Annotated in this window: 20 protein-coding genes and 2 riboswitches; of the genes, 2 read left to right on the top strand and 18 right to left on the bottom strand. The window is 68.2% G+C overall.

The window, feature by feature from the left end; all coding sequences use genetic code 11:
* The 6 genes from AC1DGD_RS16505 to AC1DGD_RS16530 form a co-directional block, all read right to left on the bottom strand.
* Positions 1–1361 (bottom strand): L-serine ammonia-lyase (locus AC1DGD_RS16505; protein ID WP_476857535.1); only part of this gene is annotated, 1361 nt, incomplete at its 3' end.
* 174 nt (positions 1362–1535) lie between these two features.
* Entirely contained in the window at positions 1536–2882 is a 1347-nt protein-coding gene (glyA, locus tag AC1DGD_RS16510; protein WP_476857536.1) for a serine hydroxymethyltransferase, read from the bottom strand.
* Complete coding sequence (gcvH, locus tag AC1DGD_RS16515) at positions 2879–3262, bottom strand: glycine cleavage system protein GcvH (protein ID WP_230007215.1); 384 nt, start codon at positions 3260–3262, stop codon at positions 2879–2881. Before gcvH ends, glyA begins: the two co-directional genes overlap by 4 nt.
* 535 nt (positions 3263–3797) lie before the next feature.
* Positions 3798–4946 (bottom strand): glycine cleavage system aminomethyltransferase GcvT, encoded by a 1149-nt coding sequence (gcvT, locus tag AC1DGD_RS16520; protein WP_476857537.1) that lies wholly within the window; start codon positions 4944–4946, stop codon positions 3798–3800.
* 12 nt (positions 4947–4958) lie between these two features.
* The gene (gcvP, locus tag AC1DGD_RS16525) at positions 4959–7880 is read right to left on the bottom strand and encodes an aminomethyl-transferring glycine dehydrogenase (protein ID WP_476857538.1); all 2922 of its coding nucleotides are present in this window, start codon (positions 7878–7880) and stop codon (positions 4959–4961) included.
* Positions 7881–7919: 39 nt separating this feature from the next.
* A riboswitch (glycine riboswitch) is annotated at positions 7920–8034 on the bottom strand.
* Position 8035: 1 nt separating this feature from the next.
* Positions 8036–8134, bottom strand: a riboswitch (glycine riboswitch).
* A 268-nt stretch (positions 8135–8402) separates the two neighbouring features.
* On the bottom strand, positions 8403–8942 hold the full coding sequence (locus tag AC1DGD_RS16530) for a TetR/AcrR family transcriptional regulator (protein WP_079555622.1): 540 nt from the start codon (positions 8940–8942) through the stop codon (positions 8403–8405).
* 67 nt (positions 8943–9009) lie between these two features.
* Here AC1DGD_RS16530 and AC1DGD_RS16535 point away from each other — a divergent pair, with 67 nt between their 5' ends.
* Positions 9010–10596: an MFS transporter gene (locus tag AC1DGD_RS16535; RefSeq protein WP_476857539.1), complete on the top strand. Its 1587-nt coding sequence runs from the start codon at positions 9010–9012 to the stop codon at positions 10594–10596.
* A gap of 156 nt (positions 10597–10752) precedes the next feature.
* Here the strand turns inward: AC1DGD_RS16535 and AC1DGD_RS16540 are convergent, their stop codons facing one another.
* Both AC1DGD_RS16540 and AC1DGD_RS16545 read right to left on the bottom strand, forming a co-directional pair.
* The gene (locus AC1DGD_RS16540; protein WP_028275324.1) at positions 10753–11232 is read right to left on the bottom strand and encodes a Dps family protein; all 480 of its coding nucleotides are present in this window, start codon (positions 11230–11232) and stop codon (positions 10753–10755) included.
* A 166-nt stretch (positions 11233–11398) separates the two neighbouring features.
* Positions 11399–12217: a sigma-70 family RNA polymerase sigma factor gene (locus tag AC1DGD_RS16545; protein ID WP_026538956.1), complete on the bottom strand. Its 819-nt coding sequence runs from the start codon at positions 12215–12217 to the stop codon at positions 11399–11401.
* A gap of 243 nt (positions 12218–12460) precedes the next feature.
* On the opposite strand from AC1DGD_RS16545, the gene flgN reads away from it, so the two are divergent.
* The gene (gene flgN, locus AC1DGD_RS16550) at positions 12461–12976 is read left to right on the top strand and encodes a flagellar export chaperone FlgN (protein ID WP_476857540.1); all 516 of its coding nucleotides are present in this window, start codon (positions 12461–12463) and stop codon (positions 12974–12976) included.
* Between the two features lie 14 nt (positions 12977–12990).
* Here the strand turns inward: flgN and AC1DGD_RS16555 are convergent, their stop codons facing one another.
* The 10 genes from AC1DGD_RS16555 to AC1DGD_RS16600 all read right to left on the bottom strand — a co-directional run bounded on the left by AC1DGD_RS16555 (position 12991) and on the right by AC1DGD_RS16600 (position 21845).
* Positions 12991–13239 carry a carbon storage regulator gene (locus AC1DGD_RS16555; protein WP_026538957.1) on the bottom strand — a complete coding sequence of 83 codons (249 nt, stop codon included), beginning with the start codon at positions 13237–13239 and terminating at the stop codon, positions 12991–12993.
* Positions 13240–13248: 9 nt separating this feature from the next.
* On the bottom strand, positions 13249–14520 hold the full coding sequence (locus AC1DGD_RS16560) for a hypothetical protein (RefSeq protein WP_476857541.1): 1272 nt from the start codon (positions 14518–14520) through the stop codon (positions 13249–13251).
* Positions 14498–16546 carry a flagellar biosynthesis protein FlhA gene (locus tag AC1DGD_RS16565; RefSeq protein ID WP_476851538.1) on the bottom strand — a complete coding sequence of 683 codons (2049 nt, stop codon included), beginning with the start codon at positions 16544–16546 and terminating at the stop codon, positions 14498–14500. The genes AC1DGD_RS16560 and AC1DGD_RS16565 overlap by 23 nt, the downstream gene beginning before the upstream one ends.
* Positions 16547–16619: 73 nt before the next feature.
* Positions 16620–17708 (bottom strand): EscU/YscU/HrcU family type III secretion system export apparatus switch protein, encoded by a 1089-nt coding sequence (locus AC1DGD_RS16570; protein WP_476857542.1) that lies wholly within the window; start codon positions 17706–17708, stop codon positions 16620–16622.
* Complete coding sequence (locus tag AC1DGD_RS16575) at positions 17708–18466, bottom strand: flagellar biosynthetic protein FliR (protein WP_476857543.1); 759 nt, start codon at positions 18464–18466, stop codon at positions 17708–17710. The genes AC1DGD_RS16570 and AC1DGD_RS16575 overlap by 1 nt, the downstream gene beginning before the upstream one ends.
* 1 nt (position 18467) lies before the next feature.
* Positions 18468–18743 carry a flagellar biosynthesis protein FliQ gene (gene fliQ, locus AC1DGD_RS16580; RefSeq protein WP_079555610.1) on the bottom strand — a complete coding sequence of 92 codons (276 nt, stop codon included), beginning with the start codon at positions 18741–18743 and terminating at the stop codon, positions 18468–18470.
* Positions 18740–19606: a flagellar type III secretion system pore protein FliP gene (gene fliP / locus AC1DGD_RS16585; RefSeq protein ID WP_476857544.1), complete on the bottom strand. Its 867-nt coding sequence runs from the start codon at positions 19604–19606 to the stop codon at positions 18740–18742. Before fliP ends, fliQ begins: the two co-directional genes overlap by 4 nt.
* Positions 19603–20229, bottom strand: a complete 627-nt coding sequence (gene fliO, locus AC1DGD_RS16590; protein ID WP_476857545.1) for a flagellar biosynthetic protein FliO — start codon at positions 20227–20229, stop codon at positions 19603–19605. Before fliO ends, fliP begins: the two co-directional genes overlap by 4 nt.
* A complete protein-coding gene (fliN, locus tag AC1DGD_RS16595; RefSeq protein ID WP_028277087.1) occupies positions 20230–20952 on the bottom strand; it encodes a flagellar motor switch protein FliN in 723 nt (240 codons plus the stop codon).
* On the bottom strand, positions 20949–21845 hold the full coding sequence (locus tag AC1DGD_RS16600) for a flagellar motor switch protein FliM (protein ID WP_223914317.1): 897 nt from the start codon (positions 21843–21845) through the stop codon (positions 20949–20951). The genes fliN and AC1DGD_RS16600 overlap by 4 nt, the downstream gene beginning before the upstream one ends.
* Positions 21846–21918 lie beyond the last annotated feature (73 nt).

Here is a 21918-nt window from a genome sequence, read left to right on the forward strand (position 1 = left end):
TTGGAGCTCATGTCCTTGCCGGTTTCGCGCATGGTCACGATGACTTCGTCCAGGGAGACCCGGTGCGTGCCGTCGCCCCAGAGCGCCATTTTGGCGGCGTTGATGGCCTTGGCGGCGGCGATCGCGTTGCGTTCGATGCACGGGACCTGCACGAGCCCGCCGATCGGATCGCAGGTCAGGCCCAGGTTGTGTTCCATCGCGATTTCCGCGGCGTTCTCCACCTGCTGGGGCGTGCCGCCCATGACTTCGGCCAGGCCGGCGGCCGCCATCGACGACGCCGAGCCCACCTCGCCCTGGCAGCCGACTTCCGCCCCGGAGATCGAGGCCTGCTCCTTGTAGAGCACCCCGATGGCGCCGGCGGTCAGCAGGAACCTGACGATCGTGTCGTCCCGGTCGGCCTGGGTGGCCTGGTCCATGCCGGGGGCGAAGTGCAGCGCGTAGTAGAGCACGGCCGGGATGATGCCGGCGGCGCCGTTCGTGGGGGCGGTGACGACGCGGCCGCCGGAGGCGTTTTCCTCGTTCACGGCCAGCGCGATCAGGTTGACCCATTCCTGCCAGTACTTCGGGTCCCGGTAGTCGGGGTCCTGGCCGCGGGTTTCCTTCATGAGCCGTTTGTGCCAGTCGGGCGCCCGGCGGCGGACCTTGAGCCCGCCCGGCAGCAGCCCTTCGCGTTTGAGGCTGACCTCGACGCAGCCTTCCATCACGGAGTAGATGTGCAGCAGCCCGTCGCGGATTTCCGCTTCGGTGCGGGAGGCGCGCTCGTTGACGAACATGATCTGCCCGATCGAGAGGCCCTTGGACTGGCAGCGGCCCAGCAGTTCGGCGGCCGTGCGGAACGGCAGGGGAAGTTCCTTCTTGGATTCGTCGAGTTCCTTCAGGGCCGCGTCCTCCTCGCCCTCGCGGACAATGAAGCCGCCGCCGACGGAGAAGAACGTGGCGCGGTGGAGGACTTCGCCTTCGGCGTCGGAAACCGTGAACGTCATGCCGTTGGTGTGCCGGGGCAGGATGGTCAGCGGCCGCAGGATCATGTCCTTCACCCCGTACGGCAGGGCGACCGAGCCGGCCAGCTGCAGAGTGCCGGTCTCAGCGATCGTGGCCAGCCGTTCCTCCACTTCCTCGGGCAGGATCAGTTCGGGGTGGAAGCCTTCCAGGCCGAGCAGGATCGCGGTCATGGTGCCGTGCCCGTGGCCGGTGGCGGCCAGGGAACCGTACAGGTCCACGCGCAGCGACGCTACCTTCTCCAGGTTCCCGGAGGCCTTGAGTTCCTCGGCGAAGAGGGCGGCGGCCCGCATGGGCCCCACGGTGTGTGAGCTGGATGGCCCTATTCCGATGGAAAAGAGGTCGAAGACTCCAACAGCCATTGTCGGTTCCTAACTAGGTCTTGCTGTGGCCCGGCAGAGGGTCCTGCCGGAAGGCGCTGCGGGCGCTGGTTGGCGGCCGCATGCCGGATGCACGACGCCGGGCGGCGGCTTGTGGCGGCAACCCGGCGTCGTGATCTGTACTGCTGTTAGTTCTGTACTGCTGCTACTTCAGTCTTACGTCGCCTGGGCGAGGTTTTCAACCGAGGGGTAGAGCGGGTGGGCGGCGGCGAGGGCCTCCACCCGGGAACGCAGACCGGACAGGTCCGCGCCGGCGTCGGCGATCAAAGCCTCGGCGATGATGTCGGCAACCTCGGTAAAGGCCGCCTCGCCGAAGCCGCGGGTGGCCAGCGCCGGGGTGCCGATCCGCAGCCCGGAGGTGACCATCGGCGGGCGCGGATCGAACGGCACGGCGTTGCGGTTGACGGTGATGTCGATCGCCGCGAGCCGGTCCTCGGCTTCCTGCCCGTTCAGCACGCAGTTGCGCAGGTCCACCAGGACCAGGTGCACGTCGGTGCCGCCGGAGATCACGTTGATCCCCTGCGCGGTCACGTCGTCCTGGACCAGCCGCTCGGCAAGGATCCGGGCACCGGCCAGCACACGCTCCTGGCGTTCCCTGAACTCTTCGGACCCCGCGATCTTGAAGGCCACGGCCTTGCCGGCGATGACGTGCTCCAGCGGGCCGCCCTGCTGGCCGGGGAACACCGCCGAGTTGATCTTCTTGGCGATCTCGGCGTCGTTGGAGAGGATGATGCCGCCGCGCGGACCGGCCAGGGTCTTGTGCGTCGTGGAGGTCGTGACATGCGCGTGCGGGACCGGGGACGGGTGCAGACCCGCGGCCACGAGGCCGGCGAAGTGCGCCATGTCCACCATCAGGTACGCGCCCACGGAGTCGGCGATCCGGCGGAAGTCGGCGAAGTCGAGCTGCCGGGCGTACGCGGACCAGCCGGCCACGATCAGCGCCGGCTTGTGCTCCAGGGCCAGGGCCTCAACCTCGGCCATGTCGATCCGGTGATCCTCTTCACGGACCTGGTACGGAATGACGTTGTACAGCCGGCCGGAGAAGTTGATCTTCATGCCGTGCGTCAGGTGCCCGCCGTGGGCCAGGTTCAGGCCCATGATGGTGTCCCCGGGCCGGATCAGGGCGTGCATCACCGAGGCGTTGGCCTGCGCGCCGGAATGCGGCTGCACGTTCGCGTACCCGGCGCCGAACAGGGCCTTGACCCGGTCGATCGCGAGCTGTTCGATCACGTCAACGTGCTCGCAGCCACCGTAATAGCGCTTCCCCGGGTAGCCCTCGGCGTACTTGTTGGTCAGCACCGAACCCTGCGCCTGCATGACGGCTTTGGCGGTGTGGTTCTCCGAGGCGATCATCTCCAAACCGTCACGCTGCCGGGTCAGTTCGGCGTCGATCTTCGCGGCGATCTCGGGATCCAGCACGGACAGGTCCGCGTCCAGGCTCGGCGAAACGACCTGCTCAAACGCCAGCGTCTGGGTGCCCGCGGCCGCCGTTGCGCCGCTCACAGCTCGCCGCCGTTCTTGGACGCGTACTCCTGGGCGGAGAGCAGCGGGCCGTCGGACTCGGCGGCGACCTTGAACAGCCAGCCGGCGCCGTACGGGTCGCTGTTGATCAGCGCGGGGTCATCGACGACGGCGGGGTTGATTTCGGTGACCTCACCCGTGACAGGGGCGTACAGGTCCGAGACGGACTTGGTCGACTCGACTTCGCCGCAGGTCTCCCCCGCGGTCACCGCGGAGCCGACCTCGGGCAGGTCCACGTAGACGATGTCGCCCAGGGCGTCCGTGGCGACAGCGGAGATGCCGATGGAAACAACGTTTCCGGCCTCGCGGGCAACCCACTCGTGCTCGTCGGAGTACTGCAGTTCAGGGGCAACTTTTGCCATGTGTTTTTCCTTTACGTTTGAAAGTCGTGGGCCACAACAATCGTGGTGGGTTGGGTGGCGGATGAGGCAATTCCTCCGCGTGTTCGCTCGTCCCTCGCTTAGACGCACGCTTCCGGAATCCCCTGACCCGCCGCTATTCAGTTCAGTTTTTGGGGCCAGCCGTTTTCCCGGAAGAAACAGTGGCCTTTCGATATCTTCCAGAGCCGGGGTGCTCCGAGGCTTCAAGGGTGTCATCAAGCTCAACCCCCAATGATCGGGCTTGGCATGCCACCCCTTGGTACAGTCCTACCCCGCGGTAGGCGGTACATCCCCCAGCACTTTTGGCTTTCGAAGGCGCCCCAAACGACGCTTGGAACTCGAGGTGAGTTGAACCCGAGGTGAGCTGCAGGGCCCCTTCGGGCCCGACATCCGGGAGCATGCGTCCAAGGGAGCGTTACGTCCGCTCAGCGGGCGTCTTCGCGACCGAGCATGCAGAGGATGCCGGGTCCGACGGGCTGACGCAACCACAGTCACGCAGCCCCCGGGACAGCTTCGGCTACTTTTGGCGCTTGTAGAAAGGCAGTGCGACAACTTCGAAGGGTTCGGCCTTGCCGCGGAGGTCGATGTCCAGTGCGGTGCCGGGCTCGGTGAATTCGACGTCGACGTAGGCCATCGCGACCGGGTAGCCCAGGCTCGGGCTGGGCTGGCCGGAGGTGACTTCGCCGACGACGTTGCCGTCCTTGAGGACCGGGTAGTGGCCGCGGCCGGCCCGGCGCCCGAGGCCCTTGAGCCCGACGAGCTTGCGGCCCGTCGTGGCGCCGGCGCCGGTTTCCTTCTTGGCGGCCAAGGCGGCCTTGCCGATGAAGTCGCCTTCCTTGGACAGGGCGACGACGGGGCCCAGGCCGGCGGCGAACGGATCGCCCTCCAGGGAGAGCTCGTTGCCGTAAAGCGGCATGCCGGCCTCGAGACGGAGCGAATCGCGGGACGCGAGCCCGGCGGGGGTCAGCTCGCCGTCCTCTGCGATGGCGACGAGCGCCTGCCAGAGGGCGGCGGCGGCGTCGTTCGCGACAAAGATCTCGAAGCCGTCTTCACCGGTGTAGCCGGTGCGGGCCAGCAGGAGGTCCTGGCTGGCTCCAGCGAACATGAACGGGACGTCCACGGCGGCGTAGTACTTCAGGCCGGTGACGAGCTCGTGCTGCGCGGCGGGGACCAGGCGCAGCAGGATCTCCTGGGCCTTGGGTCCCTGCACGGCGATCAGCGAGATCTCGGCGGACGCGTCCTGGACGGTGACGTCGAATCCGCCGTCCTTTCCGGAACCGGCGCGCTCGGCCAGGGCCTCGGCGACGACCTTGGCGTTGCCGGCGTTGGGGACCACAAGGAATTTCTGGTCGCCGCGGCGGTAGGTGATGAGGTCGTCGATGATGCCGCCGTCCTCGTTGCAGATCAGCGAGTACTTGGCCTTGCCAATGGCCATCGCCGAGATCTTGCCCACGAGGGCGTAGTCCAGGAAGGCTGCGGCGTCGGGGCCGGTGACCCAGACTTCGCCCATGTGGGAGAGGTCGAACAGGCCCGCGGACTTGCGGACGGCGTGGTGCTCGGCTAGTTCCGAGCTGTACTTCAGCGGCATCTGCCAACCGCCGAAGTCCGTGAAGGAGGCGCCGAGCTTCTTGTGCTCTTCGTAAAGTGCCGTGTAATTCTCATTCATCGGTGGCTGTCCCTAGCTGTCAGAGTCGGAGTTGGCGGAGTCGTCGGAGTGGACTGCTGTGTCTTCTTCGAAGGCCTCGAGGGGCGGGCACGAGCAGATCAGGTTGCGGTCCCCGGCTGCGCCGTCGATGCGGCCGACGGGCGGGAAGTACTTGTCCTGCTTGAGCGTGTGGACCGGGAAGACGGCCTGCTCACGCGGGTACTCGCGGGTCCAGTCGGTGCTGATCACGGCAGCGGCGGTGTGCGGGGCGTTGCGCAGCGGGCTGTGCTCCACGGTGAAGTCGCCGTTGGCCACCTGGTCGATCTCGGCGCGGATGGCGACCATGGCCGTGATGAAGCGGTCGATCTCGCCCAGGTCCTCGGACTCGGTGGGCTCCACCATCAGGGTGCCGGCCACCGGGAACGCCAGGGTGGGGGCGTGGAAGCCGTAGTCGATCAGGCGCTTGGCCACGTCCTCGGCGGTCACGCCGGTCTTGGCCGTGAGTTCGCGCAGGTCCAGGATGCACTCGTGCGCCACCAGGCCGCCCTCGCCGGTGTAGAGCACCGGGAAGGAGTCGTTGAGGCGGGCCGCGATGTAGTTCGCCGCGAGCAGCGCGGACTTGGTCGCCTCGGTGAGGCCGCGGCCGCCCATCAGCTTCACGTAGGCCCAGGAGATCGGCAGCACGCCGGCCGAGCCGTAGCGGGAGGCGGAGATCGGGGTTCCGTCGGCGCCGTTGGCGGGATCAGCCGCGTTGCCGGGCATGAAGGGGGCGAGGTGCGCCTTGGCCGCGACCGGGCCGACGCCCGGGCCGCCGCCGCCGTGCGGGATGCAGAAGGTCTTGTGCAGGTTCAGGTGCGAGACGTCGCCGCCGAACATGCCGGGCTGGGCCAGCCCGACCAGGGCGTTGAGGTTGGCGCCGTCGATGTAGACCTGGCCGCCGGCGGCGTGGACCGCGTCGCAGACCTCGCGGACATCGGCGTCGTACACCCCGTGCGTGGACGGGTAGGTGATCATGATGCAGGACAGCGCGTCCTTGTGCAGCTCGATCTTGGCGGTCAGGTCCGCGTGGTCGATCGTGCCGTCCGAAGCCGTGGCCACGACCACGACCTTCATGCCGGCCAACACGGCCGAGGCCGCGTTCGTGCCGTGCGCGGAGGCCGGGATCAGGCAGATATTGCGCTGGGCATCGCCGCGGGAGAGGTGGTAGCCGCGGATCGCCAGCAGCCCGGCGAGCTCGCCCTGGGAACCGGCGTTGGGCTGGATCGAGACCTGGTCGTAGCCGGTGATCTCGGTCAGCTGGCCTTCGAGGTCCTCGATCAGTTCACGCCAGCCGGCGGTCTGGGATTCCGGGGCGAACGGGTGGATGGAGGCGAATTCCGGCCAGGAGATGGCCTCCATCTCGGCGGTGGCGTTCAGCTTCATGGTGCACGACCCCAGCGGGATCATGGTCCGGTCCAGAGCCAGGTCGCGGTCCGAGAGCTTGCGGATGTAGCGCAGCAGCTGGGTTTCGGAGCGGTGCGTGTTGAACACCGGGTGCTGCAGGTAGTCGGAGGTGCGCTCGACGGCGGGGTCCAGGCCGAACGCAGTGTCCGTGCCTGCAGCCGCGGCAGTCACGGACGCGCCGAACGCGGCAATGACGTCGGCGACGACGGCAACCGTCGTGGCCTCGTCGGCGGAGATGCCGACGGTGTCGGCGTCGATGGCGCGCAGGTTGACGCCCTTGGCGTCGGCTGCCGCGATGATCTCAGCTGCCCGGCCCGGCACGGAGACGGTGATGGTGTCGAAGAAGGAGGTGTGCAGCACGTCCAGGCCGGCGGCCTTCAGGGAGGCGGCGATGGTCTTGGCGTGGACGTGGACCGACTGGGCGATTGCCTTCAGCCCGTCCGGGCCGTGGTAGACGGCGTAGAAGGAAGCCACGATGGCCAGCAGGGCCTGGGCCGTGCAGATGTTGGACGTGGCCTTCTCGCGGCGGATATGCTGCTCGCGGGTCTGCAGGGCCAGGCGGTAGGCGGGAACGCCGGCGTTGTCCTTGGAGACACCCACGAGGCGGCCGGGCATGGAGCGCTCGAGCCCCTTCTGGACGGCCATGTAGGCAGCGTGCGGGCCGCCGAAGAACAGCGGCACGCCGAAGCGCTGGGCGGATCCGACGGCGATGTCAGCGCCCTGCTCGCCCGGAGACGTGATCAGGGTCAGGGAGAGGAGATCTGCCGCGACGGTGACGAGGGCGCCCCGTTCCTTGGCGTCGGCGATCACGGCGGTGTGGTCGAACACGCGGCCGGAGACGCCCGGCTGCTGCAGAACGACGCCGTTGATGACGCCGTCGGGCAGGCCCTTGGAGAGGTCGGCGACCTCGACCTCGAAGCCGAGGGCCTCGGCGCGGCCCTTGACGATCGCGATGGTCTGGGGCAGGCAGTCGGCGTCGAGGACGGTCTTGCCGTCGTGCGCCGTCTTGTTCTTATTCGCGCGGCGCATCATCAGCACGGCCTCGGCCACGGCGGTGGCTTCATCCAGCAGGGAGGCGTTGGCGATCGGCAGGCCGACGAGGTCCTGGACCATGGTCTGGAAGTTCAGCAGCGCCTCCAGCCGGCCCTGGGAGATCTCCGGCTGGTAGGGCGTGTACGCGGTGTACCAGGCCGGGGCTTCGAGGATGTTGCGGCGGATCACCGGCGGGGTGAGCGTGTCGTAGTAGCCCTGCCCGATCATCTGCACGGCGGTCTTGTTCTTCGACGCCAGCTTGCGCAGCTCGGCGAGGACTTCGACCTCGCTCAGGGCCGCGGCGAGCGCGAGGTCGGCGTCCTGGCGGATGTCCTTCGGAACGGCGGTGTCCACCAGGGCGTCGACGGTGTCGTAGCCGACAGCCTTCAGCATGGCGTCGACGTCGGCCTGGCGGCGCGCGCCGATATGCCGGTCAACGAAGGACGTGGAGGCTGGGGTAACAGTCACAAGGAACTCCATAACTCAGGCGGCGCAGGGTACGCCACATTGATTCGGGTTCCTCCCCGCTCTGTATTGGACCTGAGAGTTTCCGCGCAGCCCGCGTTTCAGGGCTCCGCTTGCACCGTCGGTGAGCACAGCATGTCCGGGACACGCCTGCTACTTTCCAGAGATGCCTTGCCGCGGCGGTACATGGGCCTGAGAGATTCCTGGGGAGGGTTTGCTCCTACGGCGCCTGCTTGTACCTACTTGCAGGACTCTCCCGCCGCAGATCAAAGGCGTATTTAATTAGGTGTTCAATCGGGGGTGACTACAGTCACAGCTCTCATTGTCCTATGCCGGGCGCGCGTCCGCAAACTCCCTCCCGGCGGCGGACCCAGGTTACGGGCCACGAGCCACCCGGCGGCGAATCCGGCGGCGCGAATTCGCCGGAAACGCCCGGAGTCGCCGCAACTTTCCGGCGTACTCGAACGCTTCCGGCGAATTCGGCGGCGAGTAGGGGGTCGGCGGGGAGTAGGGGGTCGGAGGGGATGGGTGTGGGCTTCAGCCGCGCAGGCGCTCGACGGCGGCCAGGAGGCTCTGGACGTCCGCCTCGACTTCCGGCGGCGGCCCGCCGGGACCCCGCGCCAGCATGGCGTTGAAGTACAGCCCGTCCCCCATGCACAGGACGGCCTTCGCCATGGCGGGCCCGACGTCGGCCGCCAGCAGTTCCAGCCAGCTCGCCTGGCCGGCGGCGAAGCGGCGGAGGGTTTCCCCGTGCGCCACCTCGGCGAGCCGCGTGGCCGCCACGAAGACCCGGTCCATGGGCGTGTCCGCCCACACCGAGGACTTGATGAAGTACGCCGCCGCCCCTTCCGGGGCTGCCGCCATGGCCGCAACATCGGCAGCCAGGAGCCGGTCCAGCCGTTCCAGCAGGACCGCGATCATGGCCTCTTTCGTCGGAAAATGGTAGAGCAGGCCGCCCTTGGAGACGCCGGCCCGGCGCGCGACGGCGTCCAGCGTCGCGGCGCGTTCACCGACTTCGATGAGCAGGGATTCGAAGGCATCGAGGACGGCCTCGCGGGCGACGGGTTTCCTGGGCATGCCTCCCATCATGCCTGTCCGCGCGCGCATTTCTTAACTGTACCGTCCAGACGGTACAGTTATCCTTATGAGCATTTCATCGATCACCGTAGCCACCAGCACTCCTGCGGCCACCGGGCCCCGGGCACCGTGGCGTGACTGGGTGGCGCTGGCCCTGCTGATGTTCCCCGTCCTGCTCGTGGCCGTGGACAACACCGCGCTCACGTTCGCCCTGCCGGCCATCGCCAGCAGCCTGACCGCCTCCGGCGTCGAACTGCTCTGGATCGTCGATGCCTATCCCCTGGTCCTGGCCGGACTCCTGGTCGCGATGGGTTCCCTGGGCGACAGGATCGGCCGGCGCCGGCTGCTGTTCGTGGGCAGCGCGGGCTTTGCCGCGGTGTCGGCCGTGACGGCGTTCGCGCCGAGTGCGGAATGGCTGATCGCCGGCCGCGCCGGGCTTGGCCTTTTCGGCGCCATGCTAATGCCGTCCACGCTGTCGCTGATCCGGAACATCTTTCCGCAGCCCAACCGGCGCAGGCTGGCGGTGGCGGTCTGGGCCGCCGGCTTCTCCGGCGGCGCCGCCCTCGGCCCGATTGTCGGCGGCTGGCTGGTGGAACACTTCTGGTGGGGCGCCGTCCTGCTGGTCGCGGTGCCGATCATCCTGCCGCTGCTGCTGCTCGGGCCGGCGTTGATCCCGGAATCCCGCGATCCGAAGCCGGGCCGGGTGGACGTGCCCAGCATTGCCCTGTCCCTGCTGGTCATGGTGCCGGTGGTCTACGGGATCAAAGCCCTTGCCACCCACGGGCCGGCTCCCGAGGCCTTCGCGAGTATCGGAACCGGCCTGCTCATGGGCTATGTGTTCATCCGGCGGCAACGCGCGCTTGCCCGTATCCACAGGACAGACCACAGCACCGCGCCGATGCTCGACGTCAGCCTGTTTGGCAACCGGATCTTCAGTACGGCCATTGTGGCCAACGTCCTGGCACTGTTCTCCTTCAACGGCTTCATTCTCTTCCTGGCCCAGCACCTGCAGCTGCTGGAGGGCCAGTCCCCCTCGGCCTCCGGCGTCGCCATGGTCCCGGCCCTCATCGCCACGGTTGTAGCGGGGCTGCTCGTGGTCCCGCTGGTGCGCAAGGTGCGGCCCGGCTTTGTGGTGGCCGGCGGCCTGCTGCTGAGCGCGGCGGGCTATTTCGTGGTGGCATTCGGCGACCACAGCCAGGGCCCGTCGCTGCTCCTTGCCGCCCTGCTGGTGCTCTGCCTGGGGGTGGGGGCCGCGGAGACGATCTCCAATGACCTGATCCTGGGTGCGGCGCCCGCCGACAAGGCAGGGGCAGCCGCCGCTATCTCTGAGACGGGCTACGAAGTGGGGTCCCTGCTGGGTACGGCGATTCTCGGCTCAATCCTGACGGCCTCCTACCAGGGCAACCTCCGGCTTCCCGCGGGCGTGTCCGAACTCGCCCCGGCGGCGGCCACCAGCCAGGCCGGTGAAACCCTGGCCGGCGCTGTGGATCTGGCCCGGATGCTTCCGGCGCCCCTGGCCGAGGCGGTGACGGCGGCCGCGCGCACCGCCTTCGACTCGGGCGTGCACGTCACTGCGTCCATTGCACTGGTCCTGATGTCCGGGGCCTGCGTCCTGGCCGCCGTCGTCCTGCGGTCGGTGCCGAAGGCCCAATAGGGCTCAGCGGCCGCCGTCAGCGTCACGCCGTCGTCAGCGTCAAGCCGTCGTCAGCACCAAGGGGTTCCAGCCCTTAAACAGCAGCGTCCGGCGCCGGGAGGATACCCGGTGCCGGACGCTGCTGTTTTTTTTGGGGGGGGCTGTGGGAGCCGGTCCCTACTTGCTGTCCGGGGTGGTCACGCTGGCAGTGGCCCGCATGGTCTCGGCATTCACCATCCAGGCGTACTGCTCAAACTTGGCGATGAACTCGTGCAGCAGATCCGCGGTGGTGGGATCTTCCTCGTCCACTTCGTCATGGACCTTGCGCATGGTGCCGACGGCCGCCTCAAGCGCGGCGACAATCCGCTCGATGGCGTCCTTCGTGTTGATCAGGCCCTTCGGGAACTCGGCCAGTGCGGTGGACTTGGAAACCGTGGAGCTTCGGCCGTCCGGGAGGGCGTGGAGGGCACGCATGCGCTCGGCAAGGTCATCCGCGAATCCCCGGGCGGCGTCGATGATTTCATCCAGCTGGAGGTGAAGGTCCCTGAAGTTGGTCCCGACGATGTTCCAGTGTGCCTGCTTGCCCTGAACGTGGAGTTCGATCAGGTCCACCAGTACTGCCTGCAGGTTGGTCGTCAATGTTGGTGATGCTTTCATGAATCCTCCTCGATAGAACCGGTGCCGTGCGGGCCGCGCATGCCATTGCTGGCACCCCGGCCGATGCTTCCGACGCTACCGCAGCGCGGCGCCGGGCCGCGATGCTTCTGGGAGGAATTTCTCGGTCAGCTTACTAAGTCGGCTTACTAACCGTTTTGGGGGCGGCTTAGACGGCCTCGTTGAGGATGGGCCCACGCGGGAACACGGCCCGTGTGATGCCGCCGGAGGTGGATTCGGACAGCTGGGTGAGGTAGTCGTTGCGCCGCCTCGGGGTAATCCTGGACTGGGGCTGGAACGGCTGCTCGGGGTCGTCGGCGTAGTGGGCGCTCAGGCCGTCGCGCATGAGCCGGATGGCTTCCGAACGCTGCTGGGACACCGCTGCGTGCGTGGATCCGAGTTCCGCGGCCAGGTCTTTGACCGTGCGGTCTCCGAAATAGATCTCCTCCACCACGTAGCGCATCCGTTCCGGAAGGGATTTCACGGCGGCCCGAAGGTACTGGAGCCGTTCGTCCGCGAGCACGGAGTGTTCCGGGGTGAGGGTTTCGGCGGCCAGGGTGTCCACCACGGCCTCGTCGAGGGGCGTCAATGTGCGCGAGGCATCCGCGAGCGCGGCCTCCACAACGCTCTGCTGGACGCCCAGGGCAGAGGCGATCTCATCCACTGTGGGGGTGCGGCCCAGGGCGGACGCCAGGGTTTCCTGCACGGACATGGTTTCCTTGATCCGGCGGCGGGCGGATCGGGTGGCCCAGTCGCTGGCCCGCATCTCGTCTGCGAAGGCGCCAAGGATACGCCGGCGCGCGAAAGCGCCGAACGGCACCCCGAGGCCTGGATCGAACGAATCGGCCGAGGTAATCAGGGCAATAGCGCCGGCTGACGCCAAGTCATCGCGAGAAAGGTGTGACGCCTTCGAGCACAAATCTGAGACGAGATACCCCACCAGCGGAAGGTGCTGCGTGACCATCTCGTTGCGTTCCACGCGATTCAATACTGTGTCCCCCCATGAGACCGGATCCGAAGGGTCCTCGACCCTTAAAACGCCGAGAGCCGCACCCAAAACCGACCGGTGCTCCCCCCATTGGAGTCAGCGTTCGCAAGTAGGGCGCAGCACCCATGGAGGAAACCTATCACCTGTTCCAAGATCTGCGTGTACCCTCAGGGAAAAGCTGTGCGAAAAATGCGGTGACCGCCCCGAAGCTGTGATTCACGGGGCGGAAAGAGAATGGGGCACATGAGCGCAAGTGATCTCTCCGCGGCACTGTGGCAGGAGCGGCGGCAGCTGGAGCTACTCCTCTTCAGGCTGGAAACGCAGCGCCTGCACGTCGTGGCCGGGAATCTGGAATGGCTGAGCTTCATGGCCTCCGAGATTGAAACCGTGCTGGACCGCCTGCGCTTCGAAGCCCTGGCCCGGAGCGTCGAGTCCGCTGCCGTGGCGGCCCAATGGGGCCTGCCGGCACAGACCACGCTCGTCGAACTGATTGCGGCCGCGCCCGCCGGGCCATGGCCCGAGATCCTGCGCGAGCATCTGGACGCCCTGCACGCACTCCTGGCCCGGCTGGGCGAGGCTTCCAGCGTGAATGAGGACGCGCTGCGGAGCCTCCCGATGCCGGGACGCGCCGGCCCGGCGGGTACGGCCGGGCTTCTGGACCAGCTGACCATGGGAGGAAACCTGGAGCGGTCCCTCGCCGTGCTCCGGCGTTCAGCCCAGCCGCTCCTGGCCCAGTATCTCGGCGGGGACCATGTCTGATCCGGTGCGGGTCCTCAGCCGTCGGCGGGAGTGGCGCGCGGCGGCATGAGCCCGCGCAGCGCTTCCTCGGCGTCCGGGCCCGCTTCCGCCGCCGCGAGGTTCGCCGCTGCGATGGCTTCGATGACTTCCCGGCGCTGGATCGGCACACCGCGGGGCGCCTCAATGCCTATCCGAACACCGTCGCCGCGGCCTTCCAGAACAGTGATGACGATGCCGTCGCCGATCATGATCTGTTCGCCCGGCTTGCGTGTAAGTACCAGCATCCTCTCAATCTACCCTTCAGTCCGGGGAGCATCGTACGATTCCCGCCGGTTCTGCCATGTCGGTTCGGGCCCGGCGGGGCGCCCGTCGATCCAGCCCACGGGCAGTCCCAGGCCATTGACGCTTTCAGGCGACCCGGTCTCCGAGGCGCCGACCACCGCTACCGCGGTCACGTTGAGCTGGGCGGACAGCACGCCGACCCAGCGCGCCGTGTCCTCGTGCTTGCGTCCGGCATCGACCACAACCCAGACCTGGTCGGCGGAGAGCGCCGCCACGGACGGCACCCGGGCCAGGGCGTTGCGGGCTTTGCCCAGTCCGAACGCCACCAGGACGGTGCGCTCCGTCACCACGGCATGGGCGCGCGCGGCCGTGGCACTTTGGCGTCCGTCGACGTGCAGGTGGCCATAGGCGGAGAGCTCACCGGCGGTGCGCACATCGGCACCTCCGGAGGCCATGGACATGGCCAGGGCGGTATCCATCGCGTCCTCCCCCAGCCCGATCAGGAGCACGAGATCGCCGACGCCGGTCAGCGGAGCCGGAGCCGGGGCACCCGCAGCGTTGCCCGGCGCGACGGCGGCCGGGTGCGCGGGGCTCCCGACGGCGGCCGGTTGCGCGACGGCGGCCGGGTGCGCGGGGCTCCCGACGGCTGCGGCGGGGTGCGCGGGGCTCCCGGCGGCGGCGGGCGCTGCGGCGGGCGGATCTGTGGGGGTCCGGAGCCCGGTGCCGAGCTGTTCCAGCAGTTCGGCGAAGTCCCGCGATTCGGTGGACACACCGGCAGGAGCGGGCCGGTGCAGGCTCAGCTCGGCGGCGTCCGCCTCCTCCAGGAGTGCGGCGATGGCGGCGCCCTGCAGGTGATGGGTCGGGGCGGCGGGCCGTGCCGACCCTCCGGCCGGGCCCGCCTGCGCTGCGGCCCGGGCCGCCGGCGGGGCCGGTGCTGCCGCCACGGCTCCGGCGTCGTACTTCCCGGCGGGGGTCCCGGCGCCCGGAACAGTGCCCGCGGTAGCCGCCCCGGCGGCGGTCTCCCCGGCGGGACCACCAGTCGCCGGGCCGGAATCGGCCCCGGCCAGGATGTCGGCGTCAGGCACTACCTCGCCGGTGACGACCTCGTGTTTGGACTGGAGCTCGATCATGGCCTCGTAGCGGTCCTGGGCGAAGAGGCCGGCGATTCCGGGGCTGCTGACGCGTTCGGCGGACACGATCCGGGCCGCCGGACCGTACAGCTGTTCCGCCTTGCGGCGGATTTCCTCGAGCGAGGCTCCCTTAAGCCGATAGCGGTTCGGCATGGCGCACCACTCCTACTGTTTCGATCCGGACGTTGGCGGAGGTCACCTCGCGGTAGGACAACACGGGCACGGATCCCGGCTGAGCCCCGACGAGGCGGTAGATGGCGGGCCGGAGCGCGGGTGCACAGACAAGCACGGCCTGGCGGTTGGCGGCGGCCGCGGCGTCGACAGCCGACCGCACCGAGCGCAGCACGGCGTCGAGCCGTTCCTGCCCCATGACGATCTGGCTGCCGCCCTCCGCGGGCCGCATGTCCTCGAGCATGTGTTGTTCCAGGACGGGGTCGATCATGATGACGTTGAGCACCTCGCCGTCCATGAATTTGGCCGTGAGGGCGGGGCCCAGGGCCTGCCGGGCGGCTTCCACAAGCGATTCCGGATCCGTGGAAATCTTGGCGCGGAGCGTGAGGGCCTCATAGATCCGGGCGAGGTCGTTGATGGGCACCTGCTCATCCAGCAGGCCCTGGAGGACGCGCTGCAGCTCGGCGAGGGAGAGCAGGGCCGGGGTCAGTTCGTCGACGGCGGAGGGGCTCTGCTTGCGCACGCCCTCGGTCAGCACCCGGACGTCCTCGCGGGACAGCAGCCGGGCAGCGTTCGCCGCGACGATCGAGGACAGGTGGGTGACCAGGACGGAGACCCGGTCGATCACTGTGGCACCTGTCATTTCGGCGTTGTGGCGCATCTCCCCCGGAATCCATTTCCCGGCGAGCCCAAACACGGGTTCGATCATCGCCGGGCCCGGGAGCGAGTCCAGGTTCTCGCCCAGGGCGAGCATCTGGCCGCTGGGGGCCGTGCCGCGGCCGGCTTCCACGCCGGCAATCCGGATGGCGTAGGTCGCCGGCGGCAGGTCCACACTGTCCCGGGTGCGCACCGGCGGGATGACCAGGCCAAGTTCCATGGCGATCTTGTGCCGCAGGGACCGGACCCGGGCCAGGAGGTCATCGGAGGCGCCGGAGACCATATCCACGAGGTCAGGTGCGAGCAGGATCTCCACGGGGTGGATGCGCATGTCTTCCAGCAGTTTCTCGTTCGGATCCTGTTCCGGGAAGTTCAGCGCGGTCGACTCAGCCTCCCGGGCCGTTTCCGCCAGCTGTTGGCTTGCCGCGGTCCGGCGGGAGGCGATGAACAGGCCGGCGCCTACGACGACGAACGGAATCGGGGGCATACCGGGGATAAGTGCCATGGCGACGGCGGCGACGCCGGCGATCATGAGGGCGTTCGGTGACTGCAGCAGCTGGGTGGAGGCCGTCCGCCCCATGTCGGACTCGGCGTTGGACCGGGTCACGATCATGCCGGTGGAGACGGCCATGAGCAGTGCCGGGATCTGGGTGACGAGCCCGTCGCCCATGGTCAGCAGGCCGTAGGTGTTCAGGGCGTCGCCGATTTCCAGGCCGCGCTGGACCATGCCGATGGCGATGCCGCCGACGAAGTTGATGATGATAATGATGATGCCCGCGATGGCGTCGCCCTTGACGAACTTCGAGGCGCCGTCCATGGCACCGTAGAAGTCGGCCTCGGCAGAGACTTCGGCCCGCCGCTCCCGGGCCTGGGTGTCGGTGAGGAGGCCGGCGTTGAGGTCGGCGTCGATCGCCATCTGCTTGCCGGGCATGGCGTCGAGGGTGAAGCGTGCGCCCACCTCGGCCACGCGCTCGGCGCCCTTGGTGACCACGACGAACTGGATCACCACGAGGATGAGGAACACGACGGCGCCGATGATCATGGAGCCGCCGACCGTCACCTTGCCGAAGGCTTCAATGACCTGCCCGGCGTATCCGTTGCCCAGGACCAGGCGGGTTGAGGCGACGTTGAGGCCGAGCCGGAACAGCGTGGCCACCAGCAGCAGGGACGGGAACACCGAGAAATCCAGCGGTTTTTTGACGAACATGCTGGTCAGCAGGACCAGCAGTGCCAGCAGGATGTTGCAGACGATGAGGAAGTCGAGCAGCGGCGCGGGAACGGGAACCACCAGCAGGAGCACGATCCCCACGATGCCGATGGGCACCACCAGCCGGTTCAGCCTGTTGTTCATGGTGCTGTCCTTTCACAGACGCTGATTCCCGAAGATTTCGTGCTGTGTTGCACGCTGTGGAGCCTGCCGTGTTTCATACGGTGGCCACCGTGGTGGTCATGCGGTGCATCCCGGCGGCGGCGCCCCGGGCCTTGAGTGCCATGACGAACGCGAGGACGCCGGCCACCGCCCGGTAGAAGTCCACCGGGATCTCGTCCCCCAGCTCACAGGCCCCGTGGAGGGCCCTGGCCAGCGGGATGTCCTGGACCATGGGCACGTTCTTTTCCTCGGCTTCTTCCCTGATCCTCGCTGCCACGTGGCCGGCGCCCTTGGCAACCACGCGGGGTGCGGATTTTCCGGGCTCGTATTTCAGGGCCACCGCCACGTGCGTGGGGTTCACCAGGACGACGTCGGCGTCCCCGATCGCCGCGATCATGCGGTTGCGGCTCATGGCCATCTGGCGCGCCCGGCGTTGGGACCGGATCAGCGGATCGCCCTCGCTGTTCTTGTTTTCGTCCTGGACTTCCTTCTTGGACATCCGCGTCTTCTTGCGGTTGCGCCGCATCACGACGAAGAAGTCGGCCGCGGCCAGCACGATGCCGGCGGCCACCGCGAACTGGACCAGGGCGGCTATCCCGCCGGCGGCGGCCTGCACTACCCCGGCGACGGGCAGTCCGCCGGCGGTCAGCAGCACCGGAACCAGTCCCTGCACGACGGTGTAGAGCACCAGCCCCACGACGCTTGCCTTGAGCAGCGCCTTGAGGCCGCCCCACACGGCCTGCGCGCCGAACAGCCGCTTGATCCCGGCGAGCAGGTTGAAGTGTTCGAATTCGAACCTGAATTTCTTCAGGTGGACACCGCCCTGGAGGGCCGAGCCGGCGAGGACGGCCAGGAATACGACAACCAGCAGGGGTCCGACGATCCCGGCGATGGACGCGAAGCCGGCTTCCAGCGCCCGGACGGCTTTGCCGGGGTCCGGGGCGGACACGATCCCGCGGATGCTGAAGAGCTGGTCCGTGGCGGCGTTGGCGGCCCGGTCCACCGTGCTGGGCAGCATCAGCGCGGCGGCGCCGACGCCGAGCCAGGCGGTGAGGTCCTGGGAACGGGACAGCTGGCCCTTGGAGCGGACCTCCCGCATCCGTTTCTCGGTGGCTTGCTCGGTCTTTTCCTGTGAATCCGCCATCAGCCCACCCCCAGCACGGCTTTGGCCGCCTGCCCGGCGAGGCTGGAAACGAGTCGGGGCAGGGCCAGGAACATGAAGCCGGCCAGCGTCAGGGTGAGCAGGATCTTCAGCGGGAAGCCGAGGGAGAAGGCATTCAGCGCCGGGGCCACGCGGGTCAGCAGGCCGAGCCCGACGTCGGCAAGGAACAGGACCACCAGGAGGGGGCCGGCGATCTGCACCGCGGCAAGGAACATGCCGGACACCGCCGCGATCATGGCCTGCACCGGCTGGGCCAGGTCGATCCCCGCGGCCAGCGGCAGGGCCGCAAAGCTGCCGGTAAGGCCGGTAATGACCAGCTGGTAGCCGTCGGAGGCGAAGAGCAGGGCCAGCGCCGCCATCTGCAGGAGACGGGTGAACTGTGCGCCGTTGACCATCATTTGGGGGTCGTAGGCCTGGGCCATCTGGAACCCGCTGAAAAGGTCGATCAGGCTGCCGGCGGACTGGATGGCCGAGAAGATGACGAGGACCAGAAAGCCCAGGACCAGCCCGGTGACGAGCTCCAGGACCACACCGGTGACGAACCCGGCGGTGTCCCGGGGCGTGTAGCCGCCGGCCAGGCGCTGCGTCACCGCCAGGCCCAGGCCCAGGCCCAGCATGGCCTTGACGCGCCCCGGAATGGCGTGGTGCGAGAAGGGCGGTGCCACGACCAGGAAAGCGGTCATCCGGACCGTGGCCAGCAGCAGGACTTCAAGCCAGGCCGGGTCGATGGGGATGCCCACCTCACAGGCCTCCGAGCAGGGACGGAATCTTCGCGAAGAGGTCGTTGGTGAAGCCCACCATCTCCGAGATCATCCAGTGTCCGCAGACAATCAGGGCCACGGCCACCGCGGCAGCCTTCGGCACGAAGGACAGGGTGGCTTCCTGCAGCTGCGTGATGGACTGCAGCAGGGAGATGGCCAGGCCCACCACCAGCGCCGTGACCAGCACGGGCGCGGAGAGCTTGGCGGCCACGATCATGGCCTGGAGGCAGATGTCCAGGACCGCGTTGGCGTTCATCCTGAACCCGCATAGCTCTGGATGAGCGCGGTGATGATCAGGCCCCAGCCGTCCACGAGCACGAAGAGCAGGATCTTGAAGGGCAGCGAGATCATGACGGGCGGGAGCATCATCATGCCCATGGACATCAGGGCCGCGGACACCACGAGGTCAATCACGAGGAACGGGATGAAGATGACGAAGCCGATGATGAACGCGGCACGGAGTTCGGAGATCATGAACGCCGGGATGAGGGTCTGCAGCGGCACGGCCTCAGGAGTGGCCGGGTTCTCGGCTCCGGCGGCACGGGACATCAGGGCGATGTCCTCCTCGCGCGTGTGGGCGAGCATGAAGTGCTGCAGCGGACCCGATGCGGCGCTGACGGCACCGTTGAAGTCCAGTGTGCCGTTGAGGTAGGGCTGGACGCCGAGGGTGTTCATCTCGTTGATGACGGGCCACATCACAAAGATCGAGAGGAACAGAGCCAGCCCGGCCAGGACCTGGTTCGGCGGGATGGAGGGCAGGGACAGCGCGTTGCGGGTCATTGCCAGGACCACAAAGATCTTGGTGAAGGACGTCATCATCAGCAACAGCGAGGGCGCAACGGCCAGGAGGGTGATGCTGATCAGGGTCAGGACAGCGGAGGAAGGTTTCCCGTCCATCCCGTTGATCTGGATGTTGATGTTCCCGCCGTCGGGATTGGCAGGGTCGGCCGGGGGCACCGGCGCAACAGGGTCGATGGGTGCGGCGTGGCCTGCCGAGGCATTGAGCCACAGCAGGAGGACGGCAAAGAGCACGGCGGCGAGCCCCAGGGCCAGGAGCCTGAGGGGTCTTGCGCCAGCTGTTCGCGGGCGGGTGGTGCTGGTGGGGAGCGGGAAGATCAATTGCGGCGTCCGCTCCTGAGCGCGGCGGCAGCCTGCTTCCAGGTGGAGCCGGCCAGGATGGAGCCGTGCAGCGGCGGATGGGCCGACCCGCCGCCGGCGCTGCCGCGGCCGGCGTGGCCGCGGGCCGCGGAGCCCCGGTGAAGGGAGCTGCGGCGGGACGGCGGCAACTCCCGGACACCGTTCTGACCGTCGGCGAAATCGTCGGCGTCGACACCGTCCGCAAAATCGTCGCCGTCAGCGGCGGCATCACCTGCCGGCATGGCCGGCTGGCTGCTGAAGTGGTTGCCGGCGAGCGGACTGGCGTCAGCGAGCATCCGGGCGAAATCGCCCAGGCCGCGGCTGGTGCCGGGGACCGCGACTTCTTCGGGTTCGGGCGGGATGTCCCCGGTGTGCAGGACGTTGACGGCGTGCTCGGTGACGCCCAGGAGGAAGCGCTGCCCGGCGGCGTCGACCACCACCACGGAGGCTTTTTGTCCGAGGCTCTGCCGGCTGACGATGGTCAAGGCGCGGTCAGCCCGGCGCCGTCCGGTGCCCTTGCCCAGCCGGTGCTGCAGGAACCACATGAGGCCAAGCACCGCGCCCAGGGCCACGACTACCCGCAGCCCGAGGATCAGTGCGTCCATTCAGCTGAGTCCCTCGGCCACGTCGAGGATCCGGGTGATCCGCACCGCATAGTCCTGGTCGAGGACCACGACTTCGCCGTGCGCGATCAGGCGGCCGTTGAGCAGGACGTCGGCCGGGGCGCCGGCGGAGCGGTCCAGTTCGATGATCTTGCCCGGTTCCAGCGACAGGACGTCCCGGACCGACATCCGGGTGCGTCCGATCTCCACGGTCAGGGCCATTTCAATGTTGTTGATCCGGCCGAGCCGGCCGGCCACGGTGTCCCCGCCGGCGAACAGGTCCCCGCCGCGTTCCTGGCTGTTGCTGTGTTCGCGGAGCCGGACGGCAAACCAGGCCGCGGCGTTGCTGCCGTCGGAGAGTTCAAAAACGGCCGTGTCGGGATCCGAGAGGAGCCCTGAGACGTCGGATTCACGCAGGTCGGACAGGACACCGGCCCCGAAGACTGAGCTGGCGCTTTCCATCGCGGGGCGCAGCACGTCGGTCACGGAGACGTGGCCCAGCTGGGACCCCGCGCCGGCGGCCTCGTCAAGGAAGGTGCGGTCGCTGAGCATGAGGGCGAGGTCGGCGGTCACCGCGCCGACGAAGGTCGCCGTGACCGCCTGCCGGGCGTAGGCCGCCGCGGACCGGGCAGGCACCAGCGCGACAACCTTCAGGGCCACCGGGCTCGGGAGCTCCTCGACGAGCCGTTCCGCCGACATTTCGTGCTTGGTCAGGGTGATGCTCATCGTTGGTTCTCCTCGATTGTGACAATTACTGCGGCCGCGCGGGAGCCGTTGCGGGCCGGGGCGGCAGTGGCCAGCCGGGTTCCGTCCAGGGTGAGGTCAAAGGGCCTGTTCTCCAGGTGCGGCAGGGTCAGGACGTCACCGACGGCGAGACCCAGGACCTGGCTCGGGGTAACGAAGGACGTCGAGAGCCGCACCGACAGTTCCACCGGCACCTGCTCCAGCTGGGCGCTGACGCGGGCGGCCGCGTCTTCGCGGGAGTCGGTCGGGTTGACCTTCTTGAGCCGTCCCAGCAGGATTCCGGCCGGAACGGCCAGGGTGGCGGGCGCGTTGACGTCGCCGACGCTCATGGTGAAGGAGGCAACGATCATCAGTTCGCTGGGTGCGGCGGCCTGGGCGAACTGGGAGTTGTATTGGATGGTGTCCACCCGGACGGCCTCGCTGAGCAGCGGGCCCAGGGAATAGCCGAGGTCTTCGAGGGCCTCGTCCATCAGGCCCTTGATCAGCGCCTGCTCGATCTGGGTGAACTTGCGGTCCGGCATGGGCGAATCGTTGGTGGCGCCGAGCATGCGGTTGACCCAGCCGAGGGCGGCCGGGCCGGGGAACTGCACCACGAGCTTGGAATCGTGGGCCTCCACGGTGCACAGGACCATGGCGGTGACGGCGGGCAGCGAGGCGGCGTACTCGTCGTAGCTGAGCATGCTGACGTCTTCCAGGCGCACCACGGACTTGACGCGGACCTTGGCGGTGAGCTGGGTGCCCCACTGGCGGGCGAAGGTTTCGAAGGCGAGCTCCAGCACCCGGCTGTGTTCGCGCGCGAGCGTCGCAGGACGGCGGAAGTCATAGACGCTGACGGTCCGCTCCCGTGCCACTTCCCGCTCATCCAGAACACTCACGGTTGCCACTATCGGCAAGGGAACTCGTGGCGTAAGCAGAACGCCTTAGGCAAAACACAGAGGCAAAATGCGG

This window comes from Arthrobacter sp. 05T45 (assembly GCF_056395875.1).

Bases quoted from the DNA above. Each gene is read 5' to 3' on its own strand.
- AC1DGD_RS16565 (WP_476851538.1), bottom strand. From the start codon at position 16,546: ATGAACAACAGGCTGAACCGGCTGGTGGTGCCCATCGGCATCGTGGGG.
- AC1DGD_RS16530 (WP_079555622.1), bottom strand. From the start codon at position 8,942: ATGCCCAGGAAACCCGTCGCCCGCGAGGCCGTCCTCGATGCCTTCGAA.
- gcvT (WP_476857537.1), bottom strand. From the start codon at position 4,946: ATGAATGAGAATTACACGGCACTTTACGAAGAGCACAAGAAGCTCGGC.
- gcvP (WP_476857538.1), bottom strand. From the start codon at position 7,880: ATGGAGTTCCTTGTGACTGTTACCCCAGCCTCCACGTCCTTCGTTGAC.
- AC1DGD_RS16560 (WP_476857541.1), bottom strand. From the start codon at position 14,520: ATGCCGAACCGCTATCGGCTTAAGGGAGCCTCGCTCGAGGAAATCCGC.
- AC1DGD_RS16540 (WP_028275324.1), bottom strand. From the start codon at position 11,232: ATGAAAGCATCACCAACATTGACGACCAACCTGCAGGCAGTACTGGTG.
- gcvH (WP_230007215.1), bottom strand. From the start codon at position 3,262: ATGGCAAAAGTTGCCCCTGAACTGCAGTACTCCGACGAGCACGAGTGG.
- fliO (WP_476857545.1), bottom strand. From the start codon at position 20,229: ATGGACGCACTGATCCTCGGGCTGCGGGTAGTCGTGGCCCTGGGCGCG.
- AC1DGD_RS16555 (WP_026538957.1), bottom strand. From the start codon at position 13,239: ATGCTGGTACTTACACGCAAGCCGGGCGAACAGATCATGATCGGCGAC.
- fliQ (WP_079555610.1), bottom strand. From the start codon at position 18,743: ATGAACGCCAACGCGGTCCTGGACATCTGCCTCCAGGCCATGATCGTG.
- AC1DGD_RS16570 (WP_476857542.1), bottom strand. From the start codon at position 17,708: ATGGCGGATTCACAGGAAAAGACCGAGCAAGCCACCGAGAAACGGATG.
- AC1DGD_RS16535 (WP_476857539.1), top strand. From the start codon at position 9,010: ATGAGCATTTCATCGATCACCGTAGCCACCAGCACTCCTGCGGCCACC.
- flgN (WP_476857540.1), top strand. From the start codon at position 12,461: ATGAGCGCAAGTGATCTCTCCGCGGCACTGTGGCAGGAGCGGCGGCAG.
- fliN (WP_028277087.1), bottom strand. From the start codon at position 20,952: ATGAGCATCACCCTGACCAAGCACGAAATGTCGGCGGAACGGCTCGTC.